The sequence below is a fragment of the Enterococcus faecalis genome (assembly GCF_029024925.1).
Taxonomy (GTDB): domain Bacteria; phylum Bacillota; class Bacilli; order Lactobacillales; family Enterococcaceae; genus Enterococcus; species Enterococcus faecalis.
The window spans coordinates 446,762-471,571 of the sequence record NZ_CP118962.1; the positions used below are offsets into that span (position 1 = coordinate 446,762).

The 24,810-nt window shown below is 34.0% G+C and carries 25 protein-coding genes and 5 pseudogenes; 21 read left to right on the top strand and 9 right to left on the bottom strand.

All coding sequences use genetic code 11. From position 1 onward, the window contains the following. The first annotated feature begins 61 nt into the window (after positions 1-61). Positions 62-478, top strand: a complete 417-nt coding sequence (locus tag PYW42_RS02275; protein ID WP_002358522.1) for a hypothetical protein — start codon at positions 62-64, stop codon at positions 476-478. A gap of 135 nt (positions 479-613) precedes the next feature. Here PYW42_RS02275 and PYW42_RS02280 read toward each other — a convergent pair. Then, a pseudogene (locus PYW42_RS02280) lies at positions 614-715 on the bottom strand (IS30-like element ISEnfa364 family transposase); the annotation flags it as partial. Here PYW42_RS02280 and PYW42_RS02285 point away from each other — a divergent pair. Continuing rightward, positions 703-1,440: a hypothetical protein gene (locus PYW42_RS02285; RefSeq protein WP_002384835.1), complete on the top strand. Its 738-nt coding sequence runs from the start codon at positions 703-705 to the stop codon at positions 1,438-1,440. The pseudogene PYW42_RS02280 and the gene PYW42_RS02285 sit on opposite strands and share 13 nt — an antisense overlap. Positions 1,441-1,485: 45 nt before the next feature. Here the strand turns inward: PYW42_RS02285 and PYW42_RS02290 are convergent, their stop codons facing one another. Continuing rightward, entirely contained in the window at positions 1,486-1,977 is a 492-nt protein-coding gene (locus PYW42_RS02290) for a recombinase family protein (RefSeq protein ID WP_033591396.1), read from the bottom strand. Positions 1,978-2,160: 183 nt separating this feature from the next. Between PYW42_RS02290 and PYW42_RS02295 the strand changes: the two are divergent. Continuing rightward, positions 2,161-2,597 (top strand): annotated as a pseudogene (locus tag PYW42_RS02295) (recombinase family protein); the annotation flags it as partial. Positions 2,598-2,685: 88 nt separating this feature from the next. Here PYW42_RS02295 and PYW42_RS02300 read toward each other — a convergent pair. Beyond that, entirely contained in the window at positions 2,686-3,504 is an 819-nt protein-coding gene (locus PYW42_RS02300; protein ID WP_002363071.1) for a MurR/RpiR family transcriptional regulator, read from the bottom strand. 155 nt (positions 3,505-3,659) lie between these two features. On the opposite strand from PYW42_RS02300, the gene PYW42_RS02305 reads away from it, so the two are divergent. The 3 genes from PYW42_RS02305 to PYW42_RS02315 are packed head-to-tail and all read left to right on the top strand — an operon-like array spanning position 3,660 to position 6,355. Then, entirely contained in the window at positions 3,660-4,367 is a 708-nt protein-coding gene (locus PYW42_RS02305) for an N-acetylmannosamine-6-phosphate 2-epimerase (RefSeq protein WP_002363072.1), read from the top strand. Continuing rightward, a complete protein-coding gene (locus tag PYW42_RS02310; RefSeq protein ID WP_002363073.1) occupies positions 4,360-5,862 on the top strand; it encodes a PTS transporter subunit EIIC in 1,503 nt (500 codons plus the stop codon). Before PYW42_RS02305 ends, PYW42_RS02310 begins: the two co-directional genes overlap by 8 nt. Before the next feature lie 10 nt (positions 5,863-5,872). Beyond that, on the top strand, positions 5,873-6,355 hold the full coding sequence (locus tag PYW42_RS02315; RefSeq protein ID WP_002358535.1) for a PTS sugar transporter subunit IIA: 483 nt from the start codon (positions 5,873-5,875) through the stop codon (positions 6,353-6,355). A 632-nt stretch (positions 6,356-6,987) separates the two neighbouring features. On the opposite strand, the gene PYW42_RS02320 is transcribed toward PYW42_RS02315, so the two are convergent. Both PYW42_RS02320 and PYW42_RS02325 read right to left on the bottom strand, forming a co-directional pair. Next, a complete protein-coding gene (locus PYW42_RS02320) occupies positions 6,988-7,752 on the bottom strand; it encodes a YibE/F family protein (RefSeq protein WP_002358536.1) in 765 nt (254 codons plus the stop codon). After that, positions 7,739-8,803, bottom strand: a complete 1,065-nt coding sequence (locus PYW42_RS02325; protein ID WP_002363074.1) for a YibE/F family protein — start codon at positions 8,801-8,803, stop codon at positions 7,739-7,741. The genes PYW42_RS02320 and PYW42_RS02325 overlap by 14 nt, the downstream gene beginning before the upstream one ends. 338 nt (positions 8,804-9,141) lie before the next feature. On the opposite strand from PYW42_RS02325, the gene rpmF reads away from it, so the two are divergent. The 5 genes from rpmF to PYW42_RS02350 all read left to right on the top strand — a co-directional run bounded on the left by rpmF (position 9,142) and on the right by PYW42_RS02350 (position 12,670). Next, positions 9,142-9,315, top strand: a complete 174-nt coding sequence (gene rpmF, locus PYW42_RS02330; RefSeq protein ID WP_002411201.1) for a 50S ribosomal protein L32 — start codon at positions 9,142-9,144, stop codon at positions 9,313-9,315. A 21-nt stretch (positions 9,316-9,336) separates the two neighbouring features. Then, entirely contained in the window at positions 9,337-9,714 is a 378-nt protein-coding gene (locus PYW42_RS02335; RefSeq protein ID WP_002382844.1) for a hypothetical protein, read from the top strand. Between the two features lie 51 nt (positions 9,715-9,765). Beyond that, positions 9,766-10,170, top strand: coding sequence for a NusG domain II-containing protein (locus PYW42_RS02340; RefSeq protein ID WP_002363076.1), 405 nt, complete (start codon positions 9,766-9,768; stop codon positions 10,168-10,170). Between the two features lie 193 nt (positions 10,171-10,363). After that, complete coding sequence (locus PYW42_RS02345; RefSeq protein ID WP_002363077.1) at positions 10,364-11,434, top strand: ammonium transporter; 1,071 nt, start codon at positions 10,364-10,366, stop codon at positions 11,432-11,434. Positions 11,435-11,536: 102 nt separating this feature from the next. Beyond that, positions 11,537-12,670, top strand: a complete 1,134-nt coding sequence (locus PYW42_RS02350; RefSeq protein ID WP_010784140.1) for an NAD(P)/FAD-dependent oxidoreductase — start codon at positions 11,537-11,539, stop codon at positions 12,668-12,670. A 208-nt stretch (positions 12,671-12,878) separates the two neighbouring features. Here the strand turns inward: PYW42_RS02350 and PYW42_RS02355 are convergent, their stop codons facing one another. Next, entirely contained in the window at positions 12,879-13,838 is a 960-nt protein-coding gene (locus PYW42_RS02355) for an IS30-like element IS1062 family transposase (protein ID WP_002364892.1), read from the bottom strand. Between the two features lie 189 nt (positions 13,839-14,027). Here PYW42_RS02355 and PYW42_RS02360 point away from each other — a divergent pair, with 189 nt between their 5' ends. From PYW42_RS02360 to PYW42_RS02370, 3 genes and pseudogenes are all read left to right on the top strand, one after another. Further along, positions 14,028-14,492, top strand: coding sequence for a PTS sugar transporter subunit IIA (locus PYW42_RS02360; RefSeq protein WP_002411203.1), 465 nt, complete (start codon positions 14,028-14,030; stop codon positions 14,490-14,492). Continuing rightward, a complete protein-coding gene (locus tag PYW42_RS02365) occupies positions 14,485-14,781 on the top strand; it encodes a PTS sugar transporter subunit IIB (RefSeq protein ID WP_002307675.1) in 297 nt (98 codons plus the stop codon). Before PYW42_RS02360 ends, PYW42_RS02365 begins: the two co-directional genes overlap by 8 nt. A gap of 19 nt (positions 14,782-14,800) precedes the next feature. After that, positions 14,801-15,417, top strand: a pseudogene (locus tag PYW42_RS02370) (PTS transporter subunit IIC); the annotation flags it as partial. Here PYW42_RS02370 and PYW42_RS02375 read toward each other — a convergent pair. Beyond that, positions 15,411-16,272 (bottom strand): annotated as a pseudogene (locus tag PYW42_RS02375) (MATE family efflux transporter); the annotation flags it as partial. The pseudogenes PYW42_RS02370 and PYW42_RS02375 overlap by 7 nt on opposite strands. A 281-nt stretch (positions 16,273-16,553) precedes the next feature. On the opposite strand from PYW42_RS02375, the gene PYW42_RS02380 reads away from it, so the two are divergent. From PYW42_RS02380 to PYW42_RS02395, 4 genes are all read left to right on the top strand, one after another. After that, the gene (locus tag PYW42_RS02380; protein ID WP_002334632.1) at positions 16,554-17,222 is read left to right on the top strand and encodes a 2,3-bisphosphoglycerate-dependent phosphoglycerate mutase; all 669 of its coding nucleotides are present in this window, start codon (positions 16,554-16,556) and stop codon (positions 17,220-17,222) included. Between the two features lie 102 nt (positions 17,223-17,324). After that, positions 17,325-17,591, top strand: a complete 267-nt coding sequence (locus PYW42_RS02385; RefSeq protein ID WP_002355434.1) for an ACT domain-containing protein — start codon at positions 17,325-17,327, stop codon at positions 17,589-17,591. Positions 17,592-17,605: 14 nt separating this feature from the next. Then, entirely contained in the window at positions 17,606-18,949 is a 1,344-nt protein-coding gene (locus tag PYW42_RS02390; RefSeq protein WP_002384854.1) for a PFL family protein, read from the top strand. An 18-nt stretch (positions 18,950-18,967) separates the two neighbouring features. Next, entirely contained in the window at positions 18,968-19,480 is a 513-nt protein-coding gene (locus PYW42_RS02395) for an HAD hydrolase-like protein (protein WP_002411204.1), read from the top strand. Between the two features lie 370 nt (positions 19,481-19,850). Here the strand turns inward: PYW42_RS02395 and PYW42_RS02400 are convergent, their stop codons facing one another. Then, positions 19,851-20,300: a DIP1984 family protein gene (locus PYW42_RS02400; protein ID WP_002331389.1), complete on the bottom strand. Its 450-nt coding sequence runs from the start codon at positions 20,298-20,300 to the stop codon at positions 19,851-19,853. A gap of 490 nt (positions 20,301-20,790) precedes the next feature. Here PYW42_RS02400 and PYW42_RS02405 point away from each other — a divergent pair. After that, a pseudogene (locus tag PYW42_RS02405) lies at positions 20,791-21,672 on the top strand (ABC transporter substrate-binding protein); the annotation flags it as partial. Between the two features lie 8 nt (positions 21,673-21,680). On the opposite strand, the gene PYW42_RS02415 reads toward PYW42_RS02405, so the two are convergent. Further along, positions 21,681-22,640 carry an IS30-like element IS6770 family transposase gene (locus PYW42_RS02415; protein WP_002392347.1) on the bottom strand — a complete coding sequence of 320 codons (960 nt, stop codon included), beginning with the start codon at positions 22,638-22,640 and terminating at the stop codon, positions 21,681-21,683. Positions 22,641-23,312: 672 nt separating this feature from the next. On the opposite strand from PYW42_RS02415, the gene PYW42_RS02420 reads away from it, so the two are divergent. Together PYW42_RS02420 and PYW42_RS02425 are read left to right on the top strand one after the other, a co-directional pair. Further along, the gene (locus tag PYW42_RS02420; protein WP_002384874.1) at positions 23,313-24,188 is read left to right on the top strand and encodes an aldo/keto reductase; all 876 of its coding nucleotides are present in this window, start codon (positions 23,313-23,315) and stop codon (positions 24,186-24,188) included. A 22-nt stretch (positions 24,189-24,210) separates the two neighbouring features. Beyond that, the gene (locus tag PYW42_RS02425; RefSeq protein ID WP_002355441.1) at positions 24,211-24,693 is read left to right on the top strand and encodes a VOC family protein; all 483 of its coding nucleotides are present in this window, start codon (positions 24,211-24,213) and stop codon (positions 24,691-24,693) included. The last annotated feature ends 117 nt before the right edge of the window (positions 24,694-24,810 follow it).

Consider the following 24,810-nt stretch of genomic DNA (forward strand, 5'->3'; position numbering starts at 1 on the left):
GTGTTTTATTTTACACTTAAAAGTTCATATCATTAATAGTTATAGAAAGGATAGAGATAATATGAAATTTTATTGGGAAATCAATCCAGAAGATTTATTAAAAAATGGTAATTATGAAAAAAATAATTTATCAGAATGTGCATATAATTTAATGATTATGTATAACAAGTATGCAGAAAAAGGGAAGAAATTACAACAGTCTATTAATTCAAAAAATTTCAAAAAGAATATAGAACAATTATTAGAAATAGAAGCTATTCTTTCTGAAATACAATTTTATTTAGAGGAGATAAATTTAGAATCTGCAGATACAAATAATGTTATTTCACAGATAGAAACTGAGTATTTAGTAGATTATTATTATAAAATTGGAAATGCAGATAAAGAGGGAAATTTTTTTGCTTCATTACTAAGAAATAAGGTATGTAAACAAAAACAACTAAGATTCGGTATTTTTCCAGAAAGAGTTATTATTTAAATGTTTTTAAATAATAACTATGGAGATAAATGGCAGAACGTTTGTTGCTTTTTTTAATTTCGAATTATCAATTAAGTACAACACTTTATCCTGTAAAAACTTCATACGATGTTTTTCATTTTAAGCACTTTTGTGGTCTAGTCTATGCATAAAGGATTGAATATAATTATCTGGAATTAAGATTATATCTTTCCCTTTTGGTAGGTACTCTCTTAATAATCTATTTGTATTTTCATTTAGTCAAAAACTGGGTAAAGGAGTCTACAAAGATAAACCTAAAAAATAATTTTGCACATATGCTTGATGACCTTCCTGGAGTAGCTGATAATGCTAAAAAAATATTGTTTGATATGAGATGTACTACTGTAATAGACGATTGTAATGTTCATTTACGAGATGTACTTAATTTATTAGAAGATGAAATGCACAGCTTTAGATTATCTTCTATTGAAGCTAATGATTTAGATAAACTATATGATACTTTTTATTACTATGGAAAAAAAGAACAATTAATAGAATTTCTGCTTGACCAGATGACTAATGCGATAAATTTTAAACAAGCTGATAAGGATTTTCTTATTTATTCATGGCTTGTAGAAAAACTTACTGAAGAACAAATATGCGAAATGCTCGCGAGAATTAATGAAAATACCCAATACCATTGGAATAACAACCTTAATTCATTTGTTGATGAGTTCGTTGCTTATTATAAAGAAACAAATGGAATTGATCTAAGAATAAATTATTTGGGAGCAATTTATACTAATTTAAAAATTCTCAGCGATGAATATACTCTCTCTATCTCAGATTACGAGCTTATTTTCAAATTTTTTGAGGATATAATAGAGAGTCATAGCGAAACAATATTTGATTTTCAGCGTAAATATAAAAAGGATATTGAAACAAATTTTGGTAATAGTTTGGAAAACTTTCCTAAACTGAATAAGTTATTATTCGAATAGATTTTGAAAAGCTTACAATAAATAAAAGTATTAATTTTTGTTACATCAATTAATCTCTAATTCATGAATTTCTTTTTTGATTCTATATATAGTTAGTCTCGTAATATTGTAATCTTTCGCAATCTTTATCCCTTGTGCTTGGCGTCTTTTAGATTCCGTACGTTCTTGCTCGGCAATCATGGCCAAAATCTGAATGATTAGGTCTTTGATAAATTTATCTAGGAGTGGATTTCCGATTGCTTCAGCCATGATTGGTAAACTGGTAATAATTAGCCGCACATTTTTCTTCTTTAGATAATTTACTGAATCGATAATCTCGTCATAATTACGTCCAAGTCGATCGATGGCCTCTACAATAAAAATATCTTGGTCTCTAACAAAATCTAGAGCTTTCTGAAAAATCGGTCGATGAGTAATAGTCGCTCCGGATTGTTTCTCGATGAAAATTTTTTCAGCACCAAACTTGTTCATTTCCTCAATTTGACGTTGTTCATTTTGATCGATTGATGAAACTCGAATATATGCAATTTTCCAAATTTTTACCTACTTTCTATAATTTTTAAAATACACCCTAATCATACATTCAAAAACCATATTTTTCAATGTTCTGTTGGTGTCTATTTAGGGGTCCTTAATTAGACAATCGCAACTATTTGATTTTCTTGTTTTTTAAATGCGTGATCAGGGTGTATGATAAAACTCTTGGAAAGAGGCAGAATTTTGAAAGTTGCATATGCAAGAGTTTCATCCATTGGCAAAACTTGGAACGGCAAATTCAAGAGTTAAAAAAATTAGGAGCGAAAAAAATATTTGTAGAGAAAAAATCTGGCGCAAGTATTGAACAACGACTAATTTTTACAGAAGCTATCTATTTTGTGAGAGAATCCGATATTTTTATGGTAGAAGCCATTGACCGATTAGGCAGAAATTACGATGAAATTATTTAGACGGTTAATTTATTGAAAAATAAAAATGTTCGACTCATAATTACAAGCCTTCCTATTATGGCTGAAGCGGTTGGTAATCCATTATTTGATCGTTTTATTAAAGATTTGATAGTCCAGATTTTGGCAATGATTGCGGAACAAGAAAGAACAGAATCTAAGCGACGACAAGAACAAGGAATTAAAATTGCAAAAATGAACGGTGTTTACCAATGGCTGTGAACTAGAATCCAAAATACGTACTACGTGAACAATGTGTAGTATGTATTTTGGTGTTTTCTTAATAACTAATTTTGAATAATCATTCAATTCTTTTATCAATAATTGAACGTAAGACTTTTTCTCTTAAATCCAATGAATTAATCTTGTTATTTTGTTCATATTCATGTACTAACAAATCACAAATATAAAGTTGTGAAATTTTTCCAGCTAAAGAACCACCATTTAAAAATTCTTCGATTGCTGTTTGTAAAACTAAATCTGCAGATTTTCCTATCGGTGAATGAATATAATTCGTTATAGCAAGTATTTTTGCTCCATTATTTTTTGCAATTTTTAATGAGTCATAAGTATCTTTTGTTTTTCCAGATAAAGAAAAGATAATAACTAAATCTCTATCTGTTAACAAAGAAGCAACTTGAGCTTGATAATGAGGATCTAATACAGCTTTAGCTTGTATTCCTACCCTCAAAAACATACTTTCCAAATCAAGACTAGTATTTCCACTAGATCCTACACCAAAAATATATAGGCTGCTTGCTTGATTAATAAGTTGGATTGCTTTTGTTAATTTTTCTTCATTAATTAAACAAGAAGTAGACTGAAGTACTTCAATCAAACTTTTAGCAACTTCATCGTGGTATTTACCACTAGATGGTTTTTCTTTTTTTTTGCTAAAATCTTCTTTAGCAATTTCAATTTTTAGATCAGAAAAACCAGAAAATCCAAGTTTTTGACAAAAGCGAATGATTGTTGCATCGCCAACATTCGCTTTTGTTTTAATATCATTCATAGTACTGTAAATAATAGATTCTCCAGAGTTAAGAATAAAATCAGCAACTTTTCGTTCCGATTTTGTTAATAAGGGATAATGTTCATTAATTAAATAAATGTAATTCATAAAATCTCCTCTAGAATGTAATTTTTGTTTATTATACACTATAAAAATTAAAAAACTCCAAAATTCTCCATTTTTCTTGACAACAATGTAAGCGGATGCTAAACTTTTTTTGGAGTAAAAATCCTAAAAAATATAAAAATGGAGGTTTGTGGAGTTTGGACAAAGCAAAATTCTTAGAAGCAATCTCAGGTGGTTTAATTGTTTCGTGTCAGGCGCTACCTGGTGAACCATTTTATACAGAGGAAGGAGGTTTAATGTCATATTTTGCATTAGCGGCTAAAAATGCTGGAGCTGTTGGCATACGTGCAAATTCCGTTCGAGATATTAAGGAAATCAAAGAGAAAGTTTCTTTACCGATTATTGGCATAATAAAAAGAGATTATCCTCCTGAAGAGCCATTTATTACAGCAACTATGAGAGAAGTAGATGAATTAGTTGCAATTGGTGTGGAGGTAATTGCTTTGGACTGTACTTTACGTAAACGTCATGACGGATTATCTATTAATACTTTTATAGAAAAAGTAAAGAAAAAGTATCCTCAACAACTATTAATGGCTGATATTTCTACTTTTGAGGAAGGAAAGAATGCTTATCAAGCTGGTGTGGATTTTGTTGGTACAACCTTAAGTGGCTATACAAAGGAGAGCAAAAAACAAAATGGCCCAGATATGAAATTAATTAAACAATTAGTACAAGAAAATATTTGTGTTATTGCTGAAGGGAAAATTCATACACCTGAACAAGCAAGACAAATTAAAAAGCTGGGTGTTGCAGGAATTGTCGTTGGTGGTGCAATTACACGACCACAAGAAATTACTAAAAGATTTGTCGATGCATTGAATAAGGAGGAAAAAGATGTTTAAGAAGTTTTCACAATTAGGTCGCGCATTTATGTTACCGATTGCAATCTTACCAGTAGCAGGTTTACTTTTAGGTCTTGGTGGTGCTTTAACAAATGAAAGTGCAATGAATGCGTATCCAATTTTAGAACAGCCATGGATCCATACAGTATTAAGTATTATGAGTTATGCAGGAAATGCTGTCTTTACTAATTTAGCATTGATTTTTGCTATAGGTATTGCTGTAGGGTTAGCAAATGGGGATAAAGGAACAGCAGGTCTAGCCGGTGGAGTATCTTACTTAGTGTATACAGCAACGATCAGCGGATTTCTTGCGTTATTTTCTGCTAAAGATGCAACTCTTGATACTGGTGTTGTTGGATCTATTGTAATTGGCGGAACTGTTGCATTTCTACACAATCGATATCGGAAAATTGAACTACCGCAATTTTTGGGTTTTTTCGGCGGATCGCGTTTTATTCCAATCATTTCTAGTTTAGCGGCAATTATTATCGGTTCTTTCTTTTATTTAATTTGGCCACCAATTCAAAATGGATTAGCAGTAGTTGGAGAACATATTGCACAAATGGGAAGTCTAGGTACTTTTTTGTATGGATTTTTACTTCGTTTGACTGGCGCAGTAGGATTACATCATACTATTTATCCACTTTTTTGGTATACGTCTTTAGGAGGTACAGAAAGTGTAGCTGGAGTTACTGTTTCTGGTGCACAAAATATTTTCTTTGCGCAACTAGCTGATCCAAACCATACAGGACTATTTACTTATGGTACTCGTTTCTTTGCAGGTAGATTCGCGACAATGATGTTTGGTTTACCAGCCGCTTGTTATGCTATGTATCGTGCTATACCTAAACAAAATCGTAAAAAGAATGGTGGACTTTATTTTAGTGGTGGCTTGACTTCATTTTTAACAGGGATTACTGAACCAGTTGAATATATGTTTTTATTTGTAGCACCATGGTTATATATAATTCATGCATTCTTAGATGGTCTATCTTTTTATTTTGCTGATATTTTAAATATCCGAGTAGGAAATTCATTTTCTGGTGGATTAATTGATTTCTTATTATTTGGTGTACTCCAAGGAAACGATAAGACAAATTGGCTGAAATTAATTCCTTTCGGAATTGCTTGGGCAATTGTTTATTTCTGCGTATTTACTTTCTTCATTAAGAAATTTAAAGTAGCTATTCCTGGAATGGGAGAAGAGTTGCCAACGACTACTGAAAATAAATTAAATAAAAAAACATCATTAAATGATGAAGCTCAAATAATCATTAAAGCTCTTGGTAGTAAAACCAATATTGAATCCGTTGAAGCTTGTGCTACTCGTTTACGTGTAGCTGTTGTAGATGGCCGAATGGTTGACAAAGAAACTATTAAACAACTAGGTGCTACTGCTGTTTTTGAAGTGAATGGTGGTATTCAGGCAGTTTTTGGCGGTAAAGCTGATTTACTTAGTCAAGAAATTAATCAAATTTTAGAAATTGAGAATTAGGAGATATCTTATGTTTAATCTATTTAAAAATAAAAAACAAGAAGGAATTTCCATTACTGCTCCTTGTTCAGGGAGGATTATTCCTATTTCAGAAGTAAATGATCCAATATTTTCAAAAAAAGTACTTGGAGAAGGATTTGCAGTTGTTCCCGAAGGTAACAAAATATATGCTCCTTTGACTGGACGAATTGAAGCTGTTTTTCCAACAAAGCATGCAATTAGTATAAAAAGCGATGCAGATATTGAGTATTTAATTCATATTGGTATAGATACAGTTGAATTGGAGGGTAAACCTTTTTCAATTTTTGTTAATGCAGGAGAGAAGGTTACTACCGAAACATTATTAGCCGAAGTTGATTTTGATCAAATTAAACAAGCAGGAAAAGATCCATCTGTCATAGTTGTTTTTACTAAACCTGAACAAGTTAATGAAGTCATCTTAAATAGTTATACAACTATATATGGTGATTCATGTGGTAAAATTATACTTTGACGTAGAGTTAAGTATGTTATCGGATTAAATTTAAATGAATAAAAGGTGATTATAGACTGTGAGTTATAGAATTTAAGTAAATTATATTAACAAAACACCCTACTATTATATAAATCAGTAGGGTGTTTTCTACTTATCGGAACTTTAGTATATTCAAAAATATTAACACAAGAAAATCTGTTTTTGATTTTCTTGTGTTAGAATATGCAATTTTAACTTTTACTATTTTGTGATAATTTTGAATAAATCAATTAGGAATAGAAGTAAAAAATATAAATTAAGAATTATACTATTACAATAAAAGTTTAAACTTACTGTATCAGTATGCACAATTGATTTTTACTGAAAAGTCATAGTTAAGTTACTGTGAATTTTGTTGAGTATATTACATAGAATAACAGATAAATTAGTTGTGGATTCTTTTATTTAAGTATTTGGAAAAGAGCGGACTGGATTAGAGGGTGTTTTTTCACACTAATCAAGACTTACATAACAAATGGATTTAATTATTTCAATAACCAATAAATCAAAACGAAACTTGGCTGCAATTTTGTTCAATATAAGTGAACGGTTAATTGTATAAAAATACCAAATATATTTCTATAAAAGGTATTCGGCCTAGCTTTTAGGTTTCAATACAAAGTGTGGAATCTTTTTTTTAATATCCAGCTACCTAGTAAACAGGACAAAGGTAAAATTAAAATTCCTGCACAACCAGTTAAAATACTTACTAATAGTTCCCCTACAAAAATTTTAGAATTAATTAATTCTAAAAATGAATAGTTTAAATCCTGTAAGTAAATTACTAATGCAAAATTAGATGCTATAAAAGCAAATAAGAGAGTGTATATAGTCGAATTTAATACCTCAATTACTACGTTAAAACTAGAATTAAATAGTTCTTTAAAAGTTAAATCTGGGTTCTTCGTATATATTTCGTAAGTAGAACTACAAATAGCCATACTTCCGTCAATAACGGCACCAGAAAAACTAATTAAAATAATTGAGACGTTTAGTTCAGAAAAAGGGATATCAACATTTAAATCAAAATTAGCTAATTCAATTAATTCTTCAGAAGAAAATCCTTGTGTCTTAAGAGCAGTGATTAATGGTAGTGACACAATAGTAAAAGTAACTAAAAAAAATATAACACAGATAAAAGCCAATTTTGTTTTAGCATTACGTCCATTTATCCAATAAAGAATTACTATCGTCATTAGTAAAAAAGATACAAAGGTTACCAAATATACAGAAATATGAAGCGATATAGCTATTAGATAGCCAATAAAAATGACTATATTCAAAAATAATCCTGAAATAAAGTAGAAAGAATTATTTTTAAATATGATAATTGAAATAAAGATAAAAATAATGACTAATAAACTAATTACATTCATCTGTTTTCCCCTTCTTTTTTAATTTTTTAAATAAAAGAAAAAATAGAAATGAACTTGGGATAGTGAACAAGATGGCAAGTCCTCCACATAAAACTCTCATTATTTCCAATGAAAGATGCATTTTGAATGTCTCAACAAAATCCCATCCATTAGCTAAATAGAAAATAAAAAAAGGCGTTGCACTACTAAGATAGGCAAATAACAAAACATTAATCATCGAAGTAGTGGTATCTGAAGCGATATTCTTTCCTGATTCTATTAATTCTTTTGTATTTATCTCAGGAGTATGTCTTACAAGTTCATCTAAACTTGAAATTATAACAACAACATTGTCTAGTGCTGCTCCAATTCCTCCTAACATTAAGCTGGCAAGAAAAACAGTTCGATAAGGTCTAGTTAAAAATTGTATTTCTTCATAGCGCAGTCCTTGATCGTTTAATAATTTCATAGTAATTGTGGTAATAAAATAAGATAGAAAAACACTAAATATTGTTGCTAAAACCTTCCTTAAATCAATTTTTTTTAGTCCGTAGAGAGTACCAGTTGATATAATAATAGCAATTATTGTATAGATTGATATTAGCAATAGTAAGTTTATGGATCTGTTTCGCTGATTTATCCAAAGCAAGAAAAAAAGAAAGATTATATTGAATAAAATACCAACTAAAGAAAAAAATCCTTTTTTTCCAGCGATACCTAAGACTAATGAAATAAAACTAACTACTAAAATAAAAGTATAGCCATCTCTTTTTAGAGAAATAAATTCCCACTTTTTAGTGGAATTATCTAATAATATTTGATTATTTTTATTAAATACTGGATTGGTACTTTCATTTCCATTAAATTTTACTTTTACAACAACAGTTTTTTTTGTATTATTTACTAGTTTAACTGTTAGTAATTGTTCGCTGTCAATTATTTTTACTGATTTTACAATACCAACAGGTGTAGTATAAAAGTAACCGCTAAATCTTTGAATTAATAGACCACTAAAAATAATTACCAACAAGCTAAATAATGTAAATTTAAATTTTTTCATATAGTCCCTCATTTCTCTGTATGATTAATTAAAAAGTATATCTTTGGTTTTATCAAAATCAGTTTAAAGGATACCATAAATTTATAAAAAATATATGGTATGATTATCCATTTTTTGTTAAAAGTAATCAATAATATCTTAAAATTAATAAATTGTGCTATATGCTAGACTAATTTATTATAGAAAGGTTATTGACAAATTAGACACAGCTTGATAGTATAAAGCGAACAAAACGTAATCATTACGATTTGTTCGCTTTATCTGTAATATTTCGCTATAAATAGTTTCAAATAGTATAGTTTGAATGCTCAAGTATTTCAGCAACTTTTATAACACAGGAGGTAATAAATATGGCTGTACCAGCGAGAAGAACATCGAAAACAAAAAAAAGATTGCGTCGAACACATGAAAAATTAAAATCACCTGCAATTTCGTTTGATGAGAATCTTGGTGATTATCGTAAAAGTCATCATGTATCTTTAAAAGGCTATTATGGTGGAAAAAAAGTGATGGATAAAAAATAGGAGGTAATAGTATTGAAGAAAATGAATATTATTTATCCACCACTTGTGGAACAGAGCTTTCAATTTTATCAAGATTATGAACAAGAAAGATATGATAAGTCTGAATTATACAGAATAATGGTTATGAAGAATATTATTAATGAAAATGGCACTCCAACAGAAGAGGCTCTTAAAAAAGGATTAGTTAAAGACTTTTATGAAGAATATGATTTATCTTTTGAAGAATTTTTAAAATTGTACCCGTTTTTTAATAATTATGATCCTGATTATTTCCAGAAAATAGATGGGTTTTGGGAAGTTCCCGTTTGTTTAAAAGAAGAATTAATATTATTACTGAATGATAAAGATTGTGCCTATGATGTACGGATTCAAATTCAACAATTTCTTGAAGAAAGGTGAGTAAAGACAAGATGTTCAGAAACAAATGGAAAAACAGTTCACTAATTAAAAATGTGTAAAAAGGGTCTGATGAAAAAAGGAGACATAATAGTTATTATCTTTTTAATAGCTATCTCTTTTTCTCCATATTTTATTTTTTTTCATAATAATCCATTTCTCCCTAAAAGTTTTGACGACGTTAAATATGCTGTGGTCAAGATAGATGGGAAAGAGATTGAGCGTATAAATTTAGATAATCCAAAAGAATTTATCAAAACGTTTTATCCATCAAAAGGGCAATATAATACTATAGAAGTTAAAAATGGACACGTCCGTGTAAAAAAAGATAATAGTCCAGATCAAATTGCGGTGAAAACAGGATGGATATCAGAACCAGGGCAAACTAGTATCTGTATTCCTCACAGATTCATTTTAGAAATTGTTCAACAATATTCTAAGGATTATTATATTTACTAAAATCATTTTTTGGCATACATGCTAAAAAATGATTTTTTGTAAATATTTTATTGCATTAATATCAATATAGTTTAGTTTTATTTGGAAGAATGTAATAACAAATATGAGATGGGAGTGTCCTTATTAAATAACATTCATAAATGTTATATTTTAAGTGAAAGTAATGATTTACAGTTAATTAAATGGAGGTTTTATGAATAACCTATTTATTTTTGTTTGCTTTTGTTTTATGTGGTTAATGATTTTTGGAGTAATTTTATACTATGTTGGTCTAGTTAATCACAGATATATACATCATACTTTAATTTTGGGTTTAGTAACTATTATTTCTGGTACTCTATGTTGGTTATTTGTAGGATACTCATTAAGTTTTTTTGGAAATATTCAATATAGTATCTTTTATAGCCCCTTAGCTTCTAGTGAAATTGTTTCTATACTGATACAATTACTTTTTTGCTTATATTCTGTAATTATGATAATTGGTTCAGTATTAGAAAGAGGTAATTGGAAATATATTGTGTTGTTTGTTCCTTTGTGGATTGTATTTGTTTATGCACCTGTTTGCTTTTCGTTATGGGGACATGGAAATTGGCTAGGGAAAATAGGAGTACTGGATTATTCTGGCGGACTAGTAGTCCATACTACTGCTGGAATTGGAAGTCTTGTTTTGGCAATAACATCACCAATACGTTTAAAGAATTCATTAATATTTAAATCACAAGAAATGATAGCTTTTGTAGGAATGCTATTTATTACCTTAGGATGGTTCGGATTTAATATGGCACCTTCTGGAAAAATCGGTGAAGAATCCATTCAAATTTGGTTAAATACACTTATTTCAATTTTAGGCGGTAGCATCAGCTGGCCTTTTACCCAATGGATTTTAATAAAAAAAGTATCTATCTATTCTATAATGAATGGAATAATCGGCGGATTAGTAGGTAGTACTTGCTCGGTTGGATATATATCTCCTGCAATTAGTTTATTAATTTCGGTAATTGTATGTACCCTTTGTCCAATTGTTATTCACATAATGCATCTACGCATAGCAAACTTTGATGACGCTGCAGATTCTTTTGGGATGAATGCAGTGGGTGGAATTGCAGGATCGATTTTAACTGGTGTCATGGCAGAAAAAGGGGACTTTTTTCTTCAATTATTTGGGACTTTTTTAATCAGTATTTGGAGCCTTAGTTTAAGTCTTTTGATTCATTATTTATTGAAAAAAATGGTAAATGATTGTGATTCTCAATGTATTAGATAAAAAAATTAAAATTATTCCTAGTGTTTATGAATATCAAAATAATAGTCAATAATAACACTCAGGAAGAGATTTGGAGACTTTAAATTTTAGTGGAGGTAAATAATGGAAAATAAAGAAGTTATAATTATTGGAGCAGGTGCTGCTGGCGTAGGTATGGGGGTTGCTTTAAAAGATTTTGGCATAAATAATTTTGCTATTTTAGAGAGAAAGCAGGTAGGTAATAGTTTTATTAAATGGCCTGAGGAAACAAGATTTATCACTCCTTCTTTTACAAGTAATGGATTTGGGATGCCTGATTTAAATGCAATAGCAATTGATACATCTCCTTCATATACTTTAGGTAAGGAACGTTTATCTGGAAAAGATTATGCTAAATACCTACAATTAGTTTCAGAAGAATATAAGTTACCTATTAAGACAAATTGTAAAGTTCAATCTATTAAAAAAGAAAAAACTGGTTATTTGCTTGAAACAACAAAAGGAATTATTCATGCAGAATATATAATTTTTGCGATGGGAGAGTTCTCTTTTCCGAATAAATCTAGTATTAAAGGTGCTTATAATAATAGTTTACATTATGGCGAGATTAATTCTTGGATTGAAATTAAAGGGGATAAGCAGACAATTATCGGAGGAAATGAGAGTGCGATTGATGCAGCTATTGAATTAGCTAAATTAGGTAAACGAGTTACAATTTATACAGATACTTTGGGGTTAAATATAAGAGATGCTGACCCGAGCAAAAGGTTAGCACCACGCACAAGACAGAGATTTTTTGATTTACGTGTAAACAAAAAAAAATTAGATAGTATTAAAATATACACAACTATCAAAGTTAAAAAAATTGAAAAAAAGTCTACTAGTTATATATTGATTACAGAAAATGGGAAATCATTACCTGTAGAAAATATACCAATTCTTTGTACAGGTTTTAAAAATGGCACAAAATCTATTACTGCATCATTGTTTAAGTATAAGGAAAATGGAGAGGTTCTTTTAAATGATTTTGATGAATCGACAATAGCTAAAAATATTTTCTTAACCGGTCCAAATGTACGTAAAGGCAATACCATTTTTTGTTATATATATAAATTTCGCCAACGTTTTGCCGTAATCGCTAATGAAATTGCCCGACGAAAACATATTACTATTGACGAAAAAAAATTGTCATACTATAAAAATCAATCTTTTTATTTAGATGGTTGCTCTGGGTGTGAAGTAAGATGTAGTTGTTGACAAATAAGTAATTGTTATAACTTATTTTATAAATTAAAAGATTTTTAAATAATTTAAGTAATACTAATCAATGAAATTTGAATTTTGAAATAGTTATTTATTTTCATTTTAAATACGTCTTTTAATTAACATTAACCTATGATTGACTATAATAAAAAATAGGCTCTCTTTGTATAGAAAGTCTATTAAATTTTAATAATATTAATTGTCAAATTAAGTTAGACAATTCCTCTTTGCATATGTGACTCAAGAATACTTCTATTGGTGTTTTATAGTTTAATGATTTTCGAGGGATATTATTTCTTTTCGATGCAATAGATTGGATAAAAGATTCATCAACTTCGTTGAAGTCCATTTGCTTTGGTAAACCATCTTTACGTAATAAACCATTAGAGTTTTCATTTAAACCTCTTTGTGATGGTGTACCAGGATCTGCAAAATAGATATCAATATCATTGATATTACTGATTGATTTCCAATTTGAAAGTTCCTTTCCACAATCAAAAGTCATTGATTTGAATAGATGCTTAGGTACAGATTGCATCCATTGGTTCAAACGATTTTCAATATCTATAGCTCGTCTGCCTTCTGGCTGAAGAGTGATGATTACTTTAGATAATCGCTCAACGAGGGTAATAACAGCACTTTTGTGCTTTTTACCTACAATAGTATCCCCTTCAAGGTGGCCAAATTCTTGATTGAATTTAGAATAATCATTTCCTCTGTCACGAAGTGATCGACGAAAAGATTGTTTTCCCCGAGTTTCTTTGTGTCCGTTGGCTTTACGTTTTCCTTTCATAGGTAGGTGAGTCACTTCAAATACGCCTTGTTTAAACATACGATAAAGTGTACGCATAGAACAAGAAATAGAAAACTCTGCACGGCCAACAATCACATCAGGTGTCCAACCTTGAACAACCCTCTTTTGAATATATTCTGTTTGTTCATCTGATAAGACAATAGGACGTCTGCCACAGCGAGTTTTATTCTTCTTGTATTGATTGAAATAATCTAGAGCATTGTGCCCTGTTTTGAAAAATTGGTAAACTTTATGAATCGTTTGTCTAGATCTATTCAATAGTACTGCGGTTTTGGCTACAGATTGATGATTATTATAATACGCCTCTATCATTGCAAGTTCATTTGATGTAAGATGGGTATAGGTCATTTGTCTTCACTCCTTATAATTCTTTTGCGGGAACTATCTTGAGTGTAGCACAAATGACTTTTTTATTTGTCTAGCTTAATTTTACAATCGGCGCTATAAAAAAGTGAACCCAGTTTATATTGTCAAGTAAGGCAGAGTAACTTATAGTATAGACGTGCATAAGTAATAAATGAAATAGAGGCGAAATAAGTGTTAAGTAAAGTAATCAAAGATGAATATATTCAACTAGATGTTCAGGCAAATAACTTTGAAGAAGCAATAAGAAAAGCTTTGCAACCTTTCTTAGAAGCAGATGTAGTAATTGAAAAATATGTCGAAACAATTTTGAAGATTTACGAAGAGACCGGTCCATATATCGTTATTACTGAAAATATTGCTTTACCTCATGCAACGGTGGAAAGTGGAGCAAAAGATGTAGCTATTGGATTTATGCGATTGAAGACCCCAGTTACTTCAGGTCATCGCACCAATGATCCAGTTAAATATCTTTTTTCATTAAGCGCCAAGAATAACCAAGCGCATATTGAATTGCTATCAGAATTGGCAAATTTATTAGGAAATCCAGATTTTCTAAAATTTATCAAAGTCGTTTCATCTAGAGAAGAATTTAAAAACTATATTGAAAAAGCAGAAGGAGAGAATAAACATGAATAGTCATAAAGCTTTAGTAGCTTGCCGTGCAGGAGTAGGATCAAGTTTGATGCTAAAGATCAAAGTCAATGAAGTTGTTAAAGAAAATAACTTTCCGTTAGAAGTAGAACATTCATCTTTAGATGGTGTGCCAGGTTTTCAAGGAGATATGATCATTACTTTGCCTGATGTAGCGAATGAATTAATAGAAAAAAATTTACCACAGAAGATTGTTGGCATTGCGAATATTGTGGATAAGAATGAAATTAAGATAAAACTTGAAGAAGCATTTATTGAGTTAGAAAAACAGTAGTTAGAAAGGAAGGCTGAAAATGGATTTTATTATTAGCTTCTTAAGTACGCCCGCAGTACTATTAGGGCTTGTGGCTATGATAGGCTTATTAGCACAAAAAAAGTCTGGAACAGAAGTCTTGACTGGAACCTCTAAGACAATTATTGGCTTTTTGATCTTTAATGCAGGTGGCACGATCATGACAGGGGCTTTGCAGAACTTCAATACGTTGTTCCAAACCGGATTTCTTATCAAGGGAGTGCTTCTCCTGAAGCAGCGACAGCATTAGCGCAGACAGAATTTGCGTTTGTTACGAGTAGTACGCTGATTTTGGGATTTATCATGAACTTAGTAATTGCTAGGATTACTCCTTTCAAAAATATCTTTTTTACGACTGGTCATAGTTTGTTCTTTGCGTGTGTGTTATCTTTGATTTTGAAAGCGCATAACTTCTCGGATGTAGCCGCAATTATCGTTGGTGGATTATTACTTGGCTTCTTCTCCGCAGCATTGCCTCAATTATGTCAGCCCTTCATGCGTAAGATTACAGGAAGTGATGCAACTGCTATTGGCCATTTTAATATGGTTGGCTATGCACTGTCTGGTTATATTGGCAAGCTATTTAGTAAATATAAAGACCGCACAACCGAAGACATCATTGGCTGAGTGGCAAATTGGTCGATCCTTCCCGCGGCAGCTTGAGCCGCTACGACATCTGTTCCCAAACTATTTAGAGCAGACTGCAATACCACCGCTCCAATAGCGATGATGGATGATTGGAAAGCCATAGGCAAGCCCGCATTCAAATGAGTGAAAATAGTGTCTTTATCTATTTTGAAATCACTTTTAGAGACTTGCAGCAACGGGATTTTCCGTTTGATATAGATGACACACATCAAACTTGCGGAAATTTGCGCGATAACTGTCGCATACCCAGCCCCAGCGATCCCCATGTGGAAATTGATAATAAACACCAAATCCAAAATCACATTGATGATCACAGCGAAAATCAAAAGGAACAAAGGTGTTCGGCTATCTCCTAGCGCTCGAATCATATTTGAAAGAAGATTGAACGCCATTGAGGCAAACATACCGCCTAAGATCACGCAGATAAATTCCTGTGCTTGTTGGATAATATCCGGCGGTGTCTGCATCAGCAATAATAACGGACGTAAAAATACTAAACTCAAAACAGTCAAAATAGCAGTTACTGTGAAACTAATTATAATAGCAACAGCAAAACTTTTCTTTACACCGCGAAAATCCTGAGCGCCGAAACGTTGCGCCGTGATGATAGATAATCCAGCGGTCAAACCTTGAGCAAAACCAATGATCAAAAATGTGATACTTCCTGTCGCGCCGACTGCTGCCAATGCCTCTTTACCGATCGTTTGCCCAACAATGATCATATCTACTATATTATAGAACTGTTGGAAAATATTCCCCACGAGTAATGGAATGGTAAATAAAAAAAATCAACTTTGCTGGGGTGCCTATAGTTAGGTCTCTCATGATAACTCCTCAATTTTTTTCAGAATATTTGCAAATTACATATTATCATAGTTTAATAGAACCACAAATAGCTGATTTATACAAAAAATACAGCAAAAAAAGAGCAATTTGTTAATGCTTACAAAAAAGATGCTTGATAGCATAAACTCAGTTCTTTAGATTTTTTAAAATCAATTGGTACAGCTTTAAGAAAATTTTATGAAAAAGATGAAAAAGATGTCAACTGCAAATGACATTTCTCAAAGAAACTGGGATAATAAAGGAAGAGAGGTGGAAGACATATGGATGTAGTACTGATGCGGCACGGGGAAAGTGAAGCAAATTTTGAAAATTATTGGACGGGATGGCTGGATGTTTCTCTGACAGAAAAAGGACAGGAACAGGCTCGTAAGGCAGGGGAAAAAATCAAAAACGCGCAGATCGAGTTTGACGCTGCATTTACGTCAGTATTGAAGCGGGCATCATTGACTTGCCAGATCATCTTAGAAGAAAGCGATCAGTTATGGATACCGACATTTAAAACCTGGCGTCTGAACGAGCGGCATTATGGCGCTTTAGTAGGGAAAAATAAGGATGAAATGGCACGAGAATTCGGGGCAGATCAAGTCAAACGCTGGCGTCGAGATTATTATGAAATGCCTCCATTAGTAGAAGAAAACCATTTTGATCGCCGTTACGCACAATTGGCAGATCAAGACATTCCTCATGGAGAAAATCTGCAAATGACGGTCCAGCGGGTCGCGCCATTATGGCAAGACGAGATCGCGCCGCTGTTGGGTTCGGGTAAGAATGTTTTGATTACCGGACATGGCAACAGTCTGCGGGCACTGGTGAAATATTTGGAGGATGTACCGGAAGACCAAATGGATACCATTGATATTCCCAATGCGCAGCCGATCCACTACCGCTTTGATAAGAACTTGCAGATCGTCAATAAATCGATCCTCTAAAGACGAATATTGGCTGAAGGAAATAGCCCTTTGTTTCAGAATTTTTCATAAAACTATCATAAATTATGGTATACTATTGAAAGAATTGGAGGAATAAGAATAATGAAAGCTATTTTAACGGTGGTCGGGAAGGACAAGGTTGGGATCATTGCCGGTGTCAGCCAGAAGTTGGCAGAATTGAATATCAATATTCTAGATGTATCTCAAACGATCATGGAAGATTATTTTACCATGATGATGATGTTGCAAATGCAACCAGAGGCTGATTTAGAAGCGATCAAGCAAGCATTGAGTCAAGTTGAAAACACGTTGAGCGTCAAAATCAGCATTCAAAATGAAGAGATCTTCAATGCGATGCATAAACTATAATTCGGAGGGAAATGATGGAAACAAAACAAATTCTTGAAACGATCCGGATGGTAGAAGAAGAAAATCTTGATATCCGGACGATCACAATGGGTATTTCATTGTTGGACTGTATCGATGCCAGCACAGAAAAGACTTGTCAAAATATCTATAATAAAATCACCAGCAAAGCGAAAAATCTTGTAAAAGTCGGTGACGAGATCGCCAGTGAATTTGGGATCCCCATCATCAACAAGCGGATCTCGGTAACGCCGATCGCAATCGTTGCTTCCGCAAGCGGCGGGCAAGACTGTGTTGCTTTTGCGCGAGTTTTGGACAAAGCCGCAAAAGCGGTGGGGATCAATTTTATCGGCGGGTATAGCGCATTAGTTGAAAAAGGCTATCAAGGAGCGGACCTGTCCTTGATCCAATCGATTCCGGAAGCCTTGGCAGAAACAGAATTTGTCTGTTCTTCTGTCAATATTGGTTCGACACGGGCAGGGATCAATATGGACGCTGTCAAATTGATGGGTGAAACCATCAAACAAACCGCCGAAGCTTCAGATATGGGCTGTGCGAAGTTGGTAGTCTTTGCGAATGCGGTGGAAGACAATCCTTTCATGGCGGGAGCATTCCACGGGGTCGGTGAAGCAGATTGCGAGATCAATGTCGGTGTCAGCGGACCGGGCGTAGTAAAACGCGCTCTGGAAAAGGTCAAAGGCGAATCTTTCGATGTGGTTGCTGAAACAGTTAAGAAGACGGCATTTAAAATCACGCGGATGGGACAATTAGTCGGTCAAATCGCTTCTGAGCGATTGCACGTACCCTTTGGTATTGTGGATCTGTCATTAGCTCCTACTCCGGCAGTTGGTGATAGTGTCGCGTTGATCTTGGAAGAAATGGGCTTGGAAGCTGTCGGCACACACGGTACAACGGCCGCACTGGCTTTATTGAACGATGCTGTGAAAAAAGGCGGCGTGATGGCCTGCAACCATGTGGGAGGCTTATCAGGCGCATTCATCCCGGTTTCTGAAGATGCAGGTATGATCAAAGCCGTAGAAGAAGGCTATCTGAATCTGGAGAAATTAGAAGCGATGACCGCCATTTGTTCAGTGGGTCTGGACATGATCGCGATCCCAGGAGATATACCAGCGGAGACGATTGCGGCGATGATCGCTGATGAAGCTGCGATCGGTGTCATCAATCATAAAACAACGGCGGTGCGGATCATCCCCGCTAAAGATAAAAAAGTCGGCGATTCTGTCGAATTCGGCGGTTTGCTGGGGACTGCTCCAGTCATGCGGACGAATTCGGCGAAATCGACGGACTTTATCCAACGAGGCGGGCGGATCCCGGCACCAATCCATTCATTTAAAAATTAGGAAGATAGTGAGAAAATAATGTTTGATTCATATATATGGGATTTTGACGGGACGTTGTTCGATACGTATCCGATCATGCTTGACAGCATGATGAAAGCTTTAGAAGATCGGCAAGTAGTTGCTGATCCAAAAGCTGTTTATCGATTATTGAAAGAAAAATCTTCAAAAGCATTGATTGAAAAATATCATTTGGACTTTCGAGAATTCTCAGATGATTTCCATCAATACGAAACGCTTGATACACGTCAACCTGTCACATTTGATCATGTGTATGACACATTGACGCAATTGAAACAACAAGGATCTAAACATTATATCTTGACTCATCGTACGATCGCTTCGACTCGCGAATTGTTAGTAAAAGAAGGAATGTTAGAATTTTTTGAAGAAAACGCAAGGCGCCTGGCACTCATCTTCCTTCCTCCCTACAGCCCTCAGTTGAACCTAATGGAAGGCGTTTGGAAGTGGCTCAAGGAATCGGTCATCTTGACCACGTCCAGAAAATCAAACAGTCGGTCCGCGGTTTCTTAGCTGATGTAAACGAGCGTCCCCTTGAGGTGATTGACCGACTGTGCGTGCGGATGTAAAGTATTTAATTCAACCTATATAGCTAAACGATCAAAGATTCCTTGATCTGGTTTCCTATGTTGGAAACGGATCAGGGGGTCTTTTGCTTTTGAAAGAGGTCTTGTTGAAAAAAACCTCTGTTTACCTTTTGAGTAACAAAAGATAAACAGAGGCACCCACCTTGTCAAACCAGCACGTGGTCGTTAATTGAAAAATATAAGTTGTACGCTTGTAACTGAACAGCAGTCATTAAACTGGTCCCTGCCAGACCCCATTGGTGTACATATAAGCCTGTACCTGCTTTGTGCTCGCTTTTGACTCCCACCCAGCTGTTTTATAAATCAACAAGCCAATTTGTTTGTTGAATCTGCCCGTCTAATTCACGTAAGGCTTTTGCGGTTTGATTCAAACGGTCGGTGATTTGCTTGGTATCGATCGTTCGGATCATACGAATCTCATTACGTCCCATCCGTGGAGCAACCTTGGCTGCTTCCAATGTTGCCGTTAGCATCGCATGCGAACGCCTTAAAGCTTCCCGTTTCTCTAATGCAGCAGCAATCGTTTCTTGTTCACCGATTTTGGCGACCGCATTTCGCTGATTGATTGCAATGACCAACTGGGCAAATTCTTGGTTTGTTGTTTCATAATCCAGCAGTAAGTCGTCGATGCTGCGGTCTAACGTATCGCCTTCTTGGATCACGGCACTACTGGCAATCTCTTCTCGTAACAGAGTGAGTTTGGATTCAAGATCTCTTCGTAGTAATAATGCTTCAGCAAGTTTCATTGATTTCATCCTTTCGAGCAAGGTTTCTTTTCTTTATCTTAGAAAAAAAACACTAAGCTAGCAAGTATTTGCCCTCCAAAAAGTCTCGAAGCCATTATTGAAAAGATTGAAAATTCTAAAAACTGTTTGACTAGAAAAACGAGGAATAGTATACTTTTATCAATTCAGTAGAATATAGGACATCGATGAGAAGAGTAGCTTTGATGACTGTTTAAAGAGAACCCGAGTTGGTGAGAAAGGGGACAGAACGCTAAGTGAAGATGAGCTCAGAGTCTTTTAACTGGTTTACGCTGGTTAGACGGAACGCAGCCATTATCCTGCCGAGTATGCATACGTACTGATGAGGTGTTATTTGTAAAAATGACACGAAAAAGGGTGGTAACACGAAGTCTTCGTCCTTTTGTTGATCAATGATGATCAGCAAAGGGACGAGAATTTTTTTATTTGATCAAGCTTGCAACTCGCAAGTGAAAAGGAAAGAGGAGAGTAAATGAAAAAGGGTTTGGTTGTTGTAGGAATTTTAAGTTTTTTGTTAGCAGGATGTAGCACGACTGGATCGTCCGCAAAGGAGACAGATCCAGAAGTTCAAGAGATTTCAGTCAGCTTACCGGCAGAGTTGACAACATTAGATACGACGCAAACAACGGATAAAGTTACGTTTACCGTTATCCAGCATCTTTTTGAAGGGTCGTATCGTTTTGATGAAAAGAGTCAGCCAGTTCCCGGTTTGGCGGAGGAAGCAGTCATCAGTGAAGATGGCAAGACATATACCTTTAAACTAAAGGAAGAAGCCAAATGGAGTGATGGGCAGCAAGTGCAAGCAGCAGATTTTGCTTATGCTTGGAAGAAACTGGTCGATCCTAAAACCATGGGGCCTAATGCGTATCTTTTAGACAATGTCGTCAACAGTCAAGATATTCGCGAAGGGAAAGCAGACATTGCGACGATTGGCTTAGAAACACCGGATGAAAAGACCTTTGTCGTCCATTTGGAACAGCTGCAACCTTCTTTTTTATCGGTGGTGTCGATTGGCTGGTTAGCGCCTCAAAGACAGTCTTATGTTGAAGAAAAAGGGACGGCATATGGGAAAACAAGTGAAGACTTGCTCTATACGGGACCTTTCATTCTGAAAGACTGGCAACAGACCGGTGCAGAATAGATGCTTGCCAAAAATCCTGAGTATTACGATCAAGCGGTAGTTAAGTTGGATAAAATCAAAGGTTCCACGATCAAAGAGGAGAATACTGGAATCCAGTTGTTTGAAAGCGGGGAGTTGGATCTGCAAAAAATCAGCGGACTCTATGTGCAACAGTACCAAAATAATGACTCCTTAGTCACTCAAAAGGATATTGCCAACTATTTTTTAGATTTTATGATTTGTCAAATTAAGTTAGAATAAAATGCTTCTTGTACATAGCTCAAAAATATCTCAATTGGTGTTCTGTAATTCAATGATTTTCTTGGAATATGATTACGTTGATTGCTGACACTGGAAATAAATGTCTGATTCACTTCTCTAAAATCCATTGATTTCGGCAGTCCATTATGACGCAGAATCCCGTTAGAATTCTCGTTTAATGGGCGTTGAGAAGGTGTTCCAGGGTCCGCAAAATATATATCAATATCGTGTTGGTTACTAATGGCTTTCCAGTTAGAAAATTCTTTTCCACAGTCAAACGTAATAGATTTAAAGAAGTTTTTAGGGAAGCGAGAAAACCATTGATTAAGGGCGGTTTCAATATCTAATGCCTTACGGCCGTTGGGTTTAATCGTGATAATGACTTTAGATAATCTTTCAACTAAAGTAATGACGGCACTTTTATGATGAATGCCAACGATCGTATCACCTTCAAGGTGACCAAACTCAGAATTGAAATCAGGATAATTATCAGGTCGATCATGGATTGAGCGCTGATATTGTTGTTTTCCCCGTTTTTCCTGATGGCCATTGGGTTTTCTTTTACCTTTCATCGGTAGTGTGTCAATATCAAATATCCCTTTAGAAAATAAACGATAAAGTGTTCTCATACCGCATGAAACAGGCCTTTCTTTTCGCCCGATAATGACGTCAGGCGTCCAACCAAGAGTGACTTTCTCTTTAATGTAATCTACTTCATGAGCAGGTAATTGAATGACTTTTCTACCACATTTTTTCTTATTTTCTTTATACTGGTGCCAATAATCAAGAGCAGTCTTGCCTTGCTTGAACTTATTGACTACATTATAAATAGTTTGTATAGCACGACCCATTCGGTTAGCGATTTCAACCGGTTTATTATGTTGAAGATAATATGATTCTATCATTGTCAGTTCGTCTATGGTAAGATGTTTGTAGGTCATTTATGGTTACACTCCTTTGTTTTCTTTCGTCGGAAATACAATTTGAGTGTACCATAAATGCCTTTTTATTTTTCTAACTTAATTTTACAATTCGCGTTCTATAAAAAATGTCGACATTATTAAGTTATCGACATGATTTTGTTATATTTAAGATAAATTAGTCAAAATTTTTGCCAATATTTTTTCCAAATTTTTCTTTATTTTTTTCTTTCCTTACCTTTTTCAATTAATATCATTTGGTGTTAATATATCTCTGATAATACAAAAAAACATTGACCTATCATAAGATAAAGAGTGATAGTTTAATACTAAAAGAGGTATATTAATTTTATTTAAAAATTGACATTAATGACTCTTAATCAGAGGGTCTAGGGTTCGAATCCCTATGCCCCCATTGGGTGCCAAACCCACGAGAACGGTATTCTGTCGGCGTCTTAGGACGTTTCGAAGACGGAGTACGCGTTCTCTTTTTTTACATAAAATGTCGTGTGTCGTGAGAGATACACTAGTTAAATCGGTTAAAGAATGCTACGCTTAGAAGAGCGAGAAAGTACGTTATATAAAAAAAGTTAAAAATTTTTCAGGCTAAAAAAGCGAATTTACCAAAAAGCGCACTTTTTGGTTCCTATGAAACGAAAAAGTACGTACTATACAGCATGTACGGCACGGTATATGATGATATCAGAAAACGTTAAAGGAGCGAATCAAATGATTACATCACTAGCAGATACAGTAACATTAAACAACGGCACTAAAATTCCAGGAATGGGTCTCGGGGTATTCCAAATACCAGATGAAGAGACAGCAAAAGTGGTCGAAGAAGGGATTATCAATGGTTATCGTTTAATCGATACAGCGCAAATCTATGGCAATGAATCTGGCACAGGAGCAGGAATTAAAGCAGGCTTAGCGGCAACTGGTTTGAACCGTGAGGACTTATTTGTTACTTCGAAAGTTTGGAACGCACATATTTCCTATGATGAAACAATTCAAGCTTTCAATGATAGTTTGGAACGTTTAGGTTTAGATTATTTAGATTTGTATTTAATTCATTGGCCAGGAAATAATTCTTACAAAGAATCATGGCAAGCTTTAGAAACTTTATACGCCGAAGGAAAAGTGAAAGCAATTGGTGTCAGCAACTTCCAAGTTCATCATTTAGAAGATTTACTTTCTTATGCAAAAGTTGTTCCGGTAATTAACCAAGTGGAACTACATCCAAAATTGGATCAAAAAGAAGTGCGTGATTTCTGTGAAAAACATGATATCAAAGTCCAAGCTTGGTCACCATTGATGCAAGGTCAATTATTATCGAACGAAACCATTTTGGCGATTGCTGAGAACCATAATAAATCAGCAGCCCAAGTGATTTTACGTTGGGATATTCAACAAGATATCTTATTAGCCGTGAAATCTGTCCACAAAGAACGGATGATTAGCAATGCAGCGGTCTTTGATTTTGAACTAAGTGCAGAAGAAATGGCACAAATTAACCAATTGAATGAATCGTTACGTGTGGGACCAGATCCAGACACGTTTGATTTCTAAAAATTAACTAGGAGGAGATACAATGAGTGAAGCAGTTAAAGGTTTTTCAGTAGTCAACCACGTGGGGATTACAGTCAGTAATTTGGATGAATCAGTGAAGTTTTATGAAGCATTAACAGGAACAAAAATCGCAAATCGTGATGAAATTGGTGGAAAACGGATGGCCCAAACACAAGGGTTAGATGATACATTAATCAAGTATGCCAATGTGCATCTAGAAAACATCAATATTGATTTATTAGAATATGTTAAACCAAAATCAGAAAAAGCTTCTTATTCCAACGAACAAATTAGTGCAATGCATATGTGTTTCGAAGTGGAAGATATTGATGCAGCTGTTGCACGTTTAAGAGCGATTGGCGTAGAACCTGATGGAGAGCCGATTACATTCCAAGAAGAAGATGGCTTGAAGAGCGGTTTTGGTACAGGGGTTGCTTACTTTACCGATCCAGATGGTACAAATTTAGAATTGATTGCTCCTAAAGGTCCATTTACACGAAATTAAGTTAAAAGACTTTCAAACAAACATCAAAAAGACCCCCTCATTCTAGTATCACTAACTAGAATGGGGGCTCTTTTTATTTTTTGAGACAGAAGTCGCTAAAGAAAAGATATTCCAAAT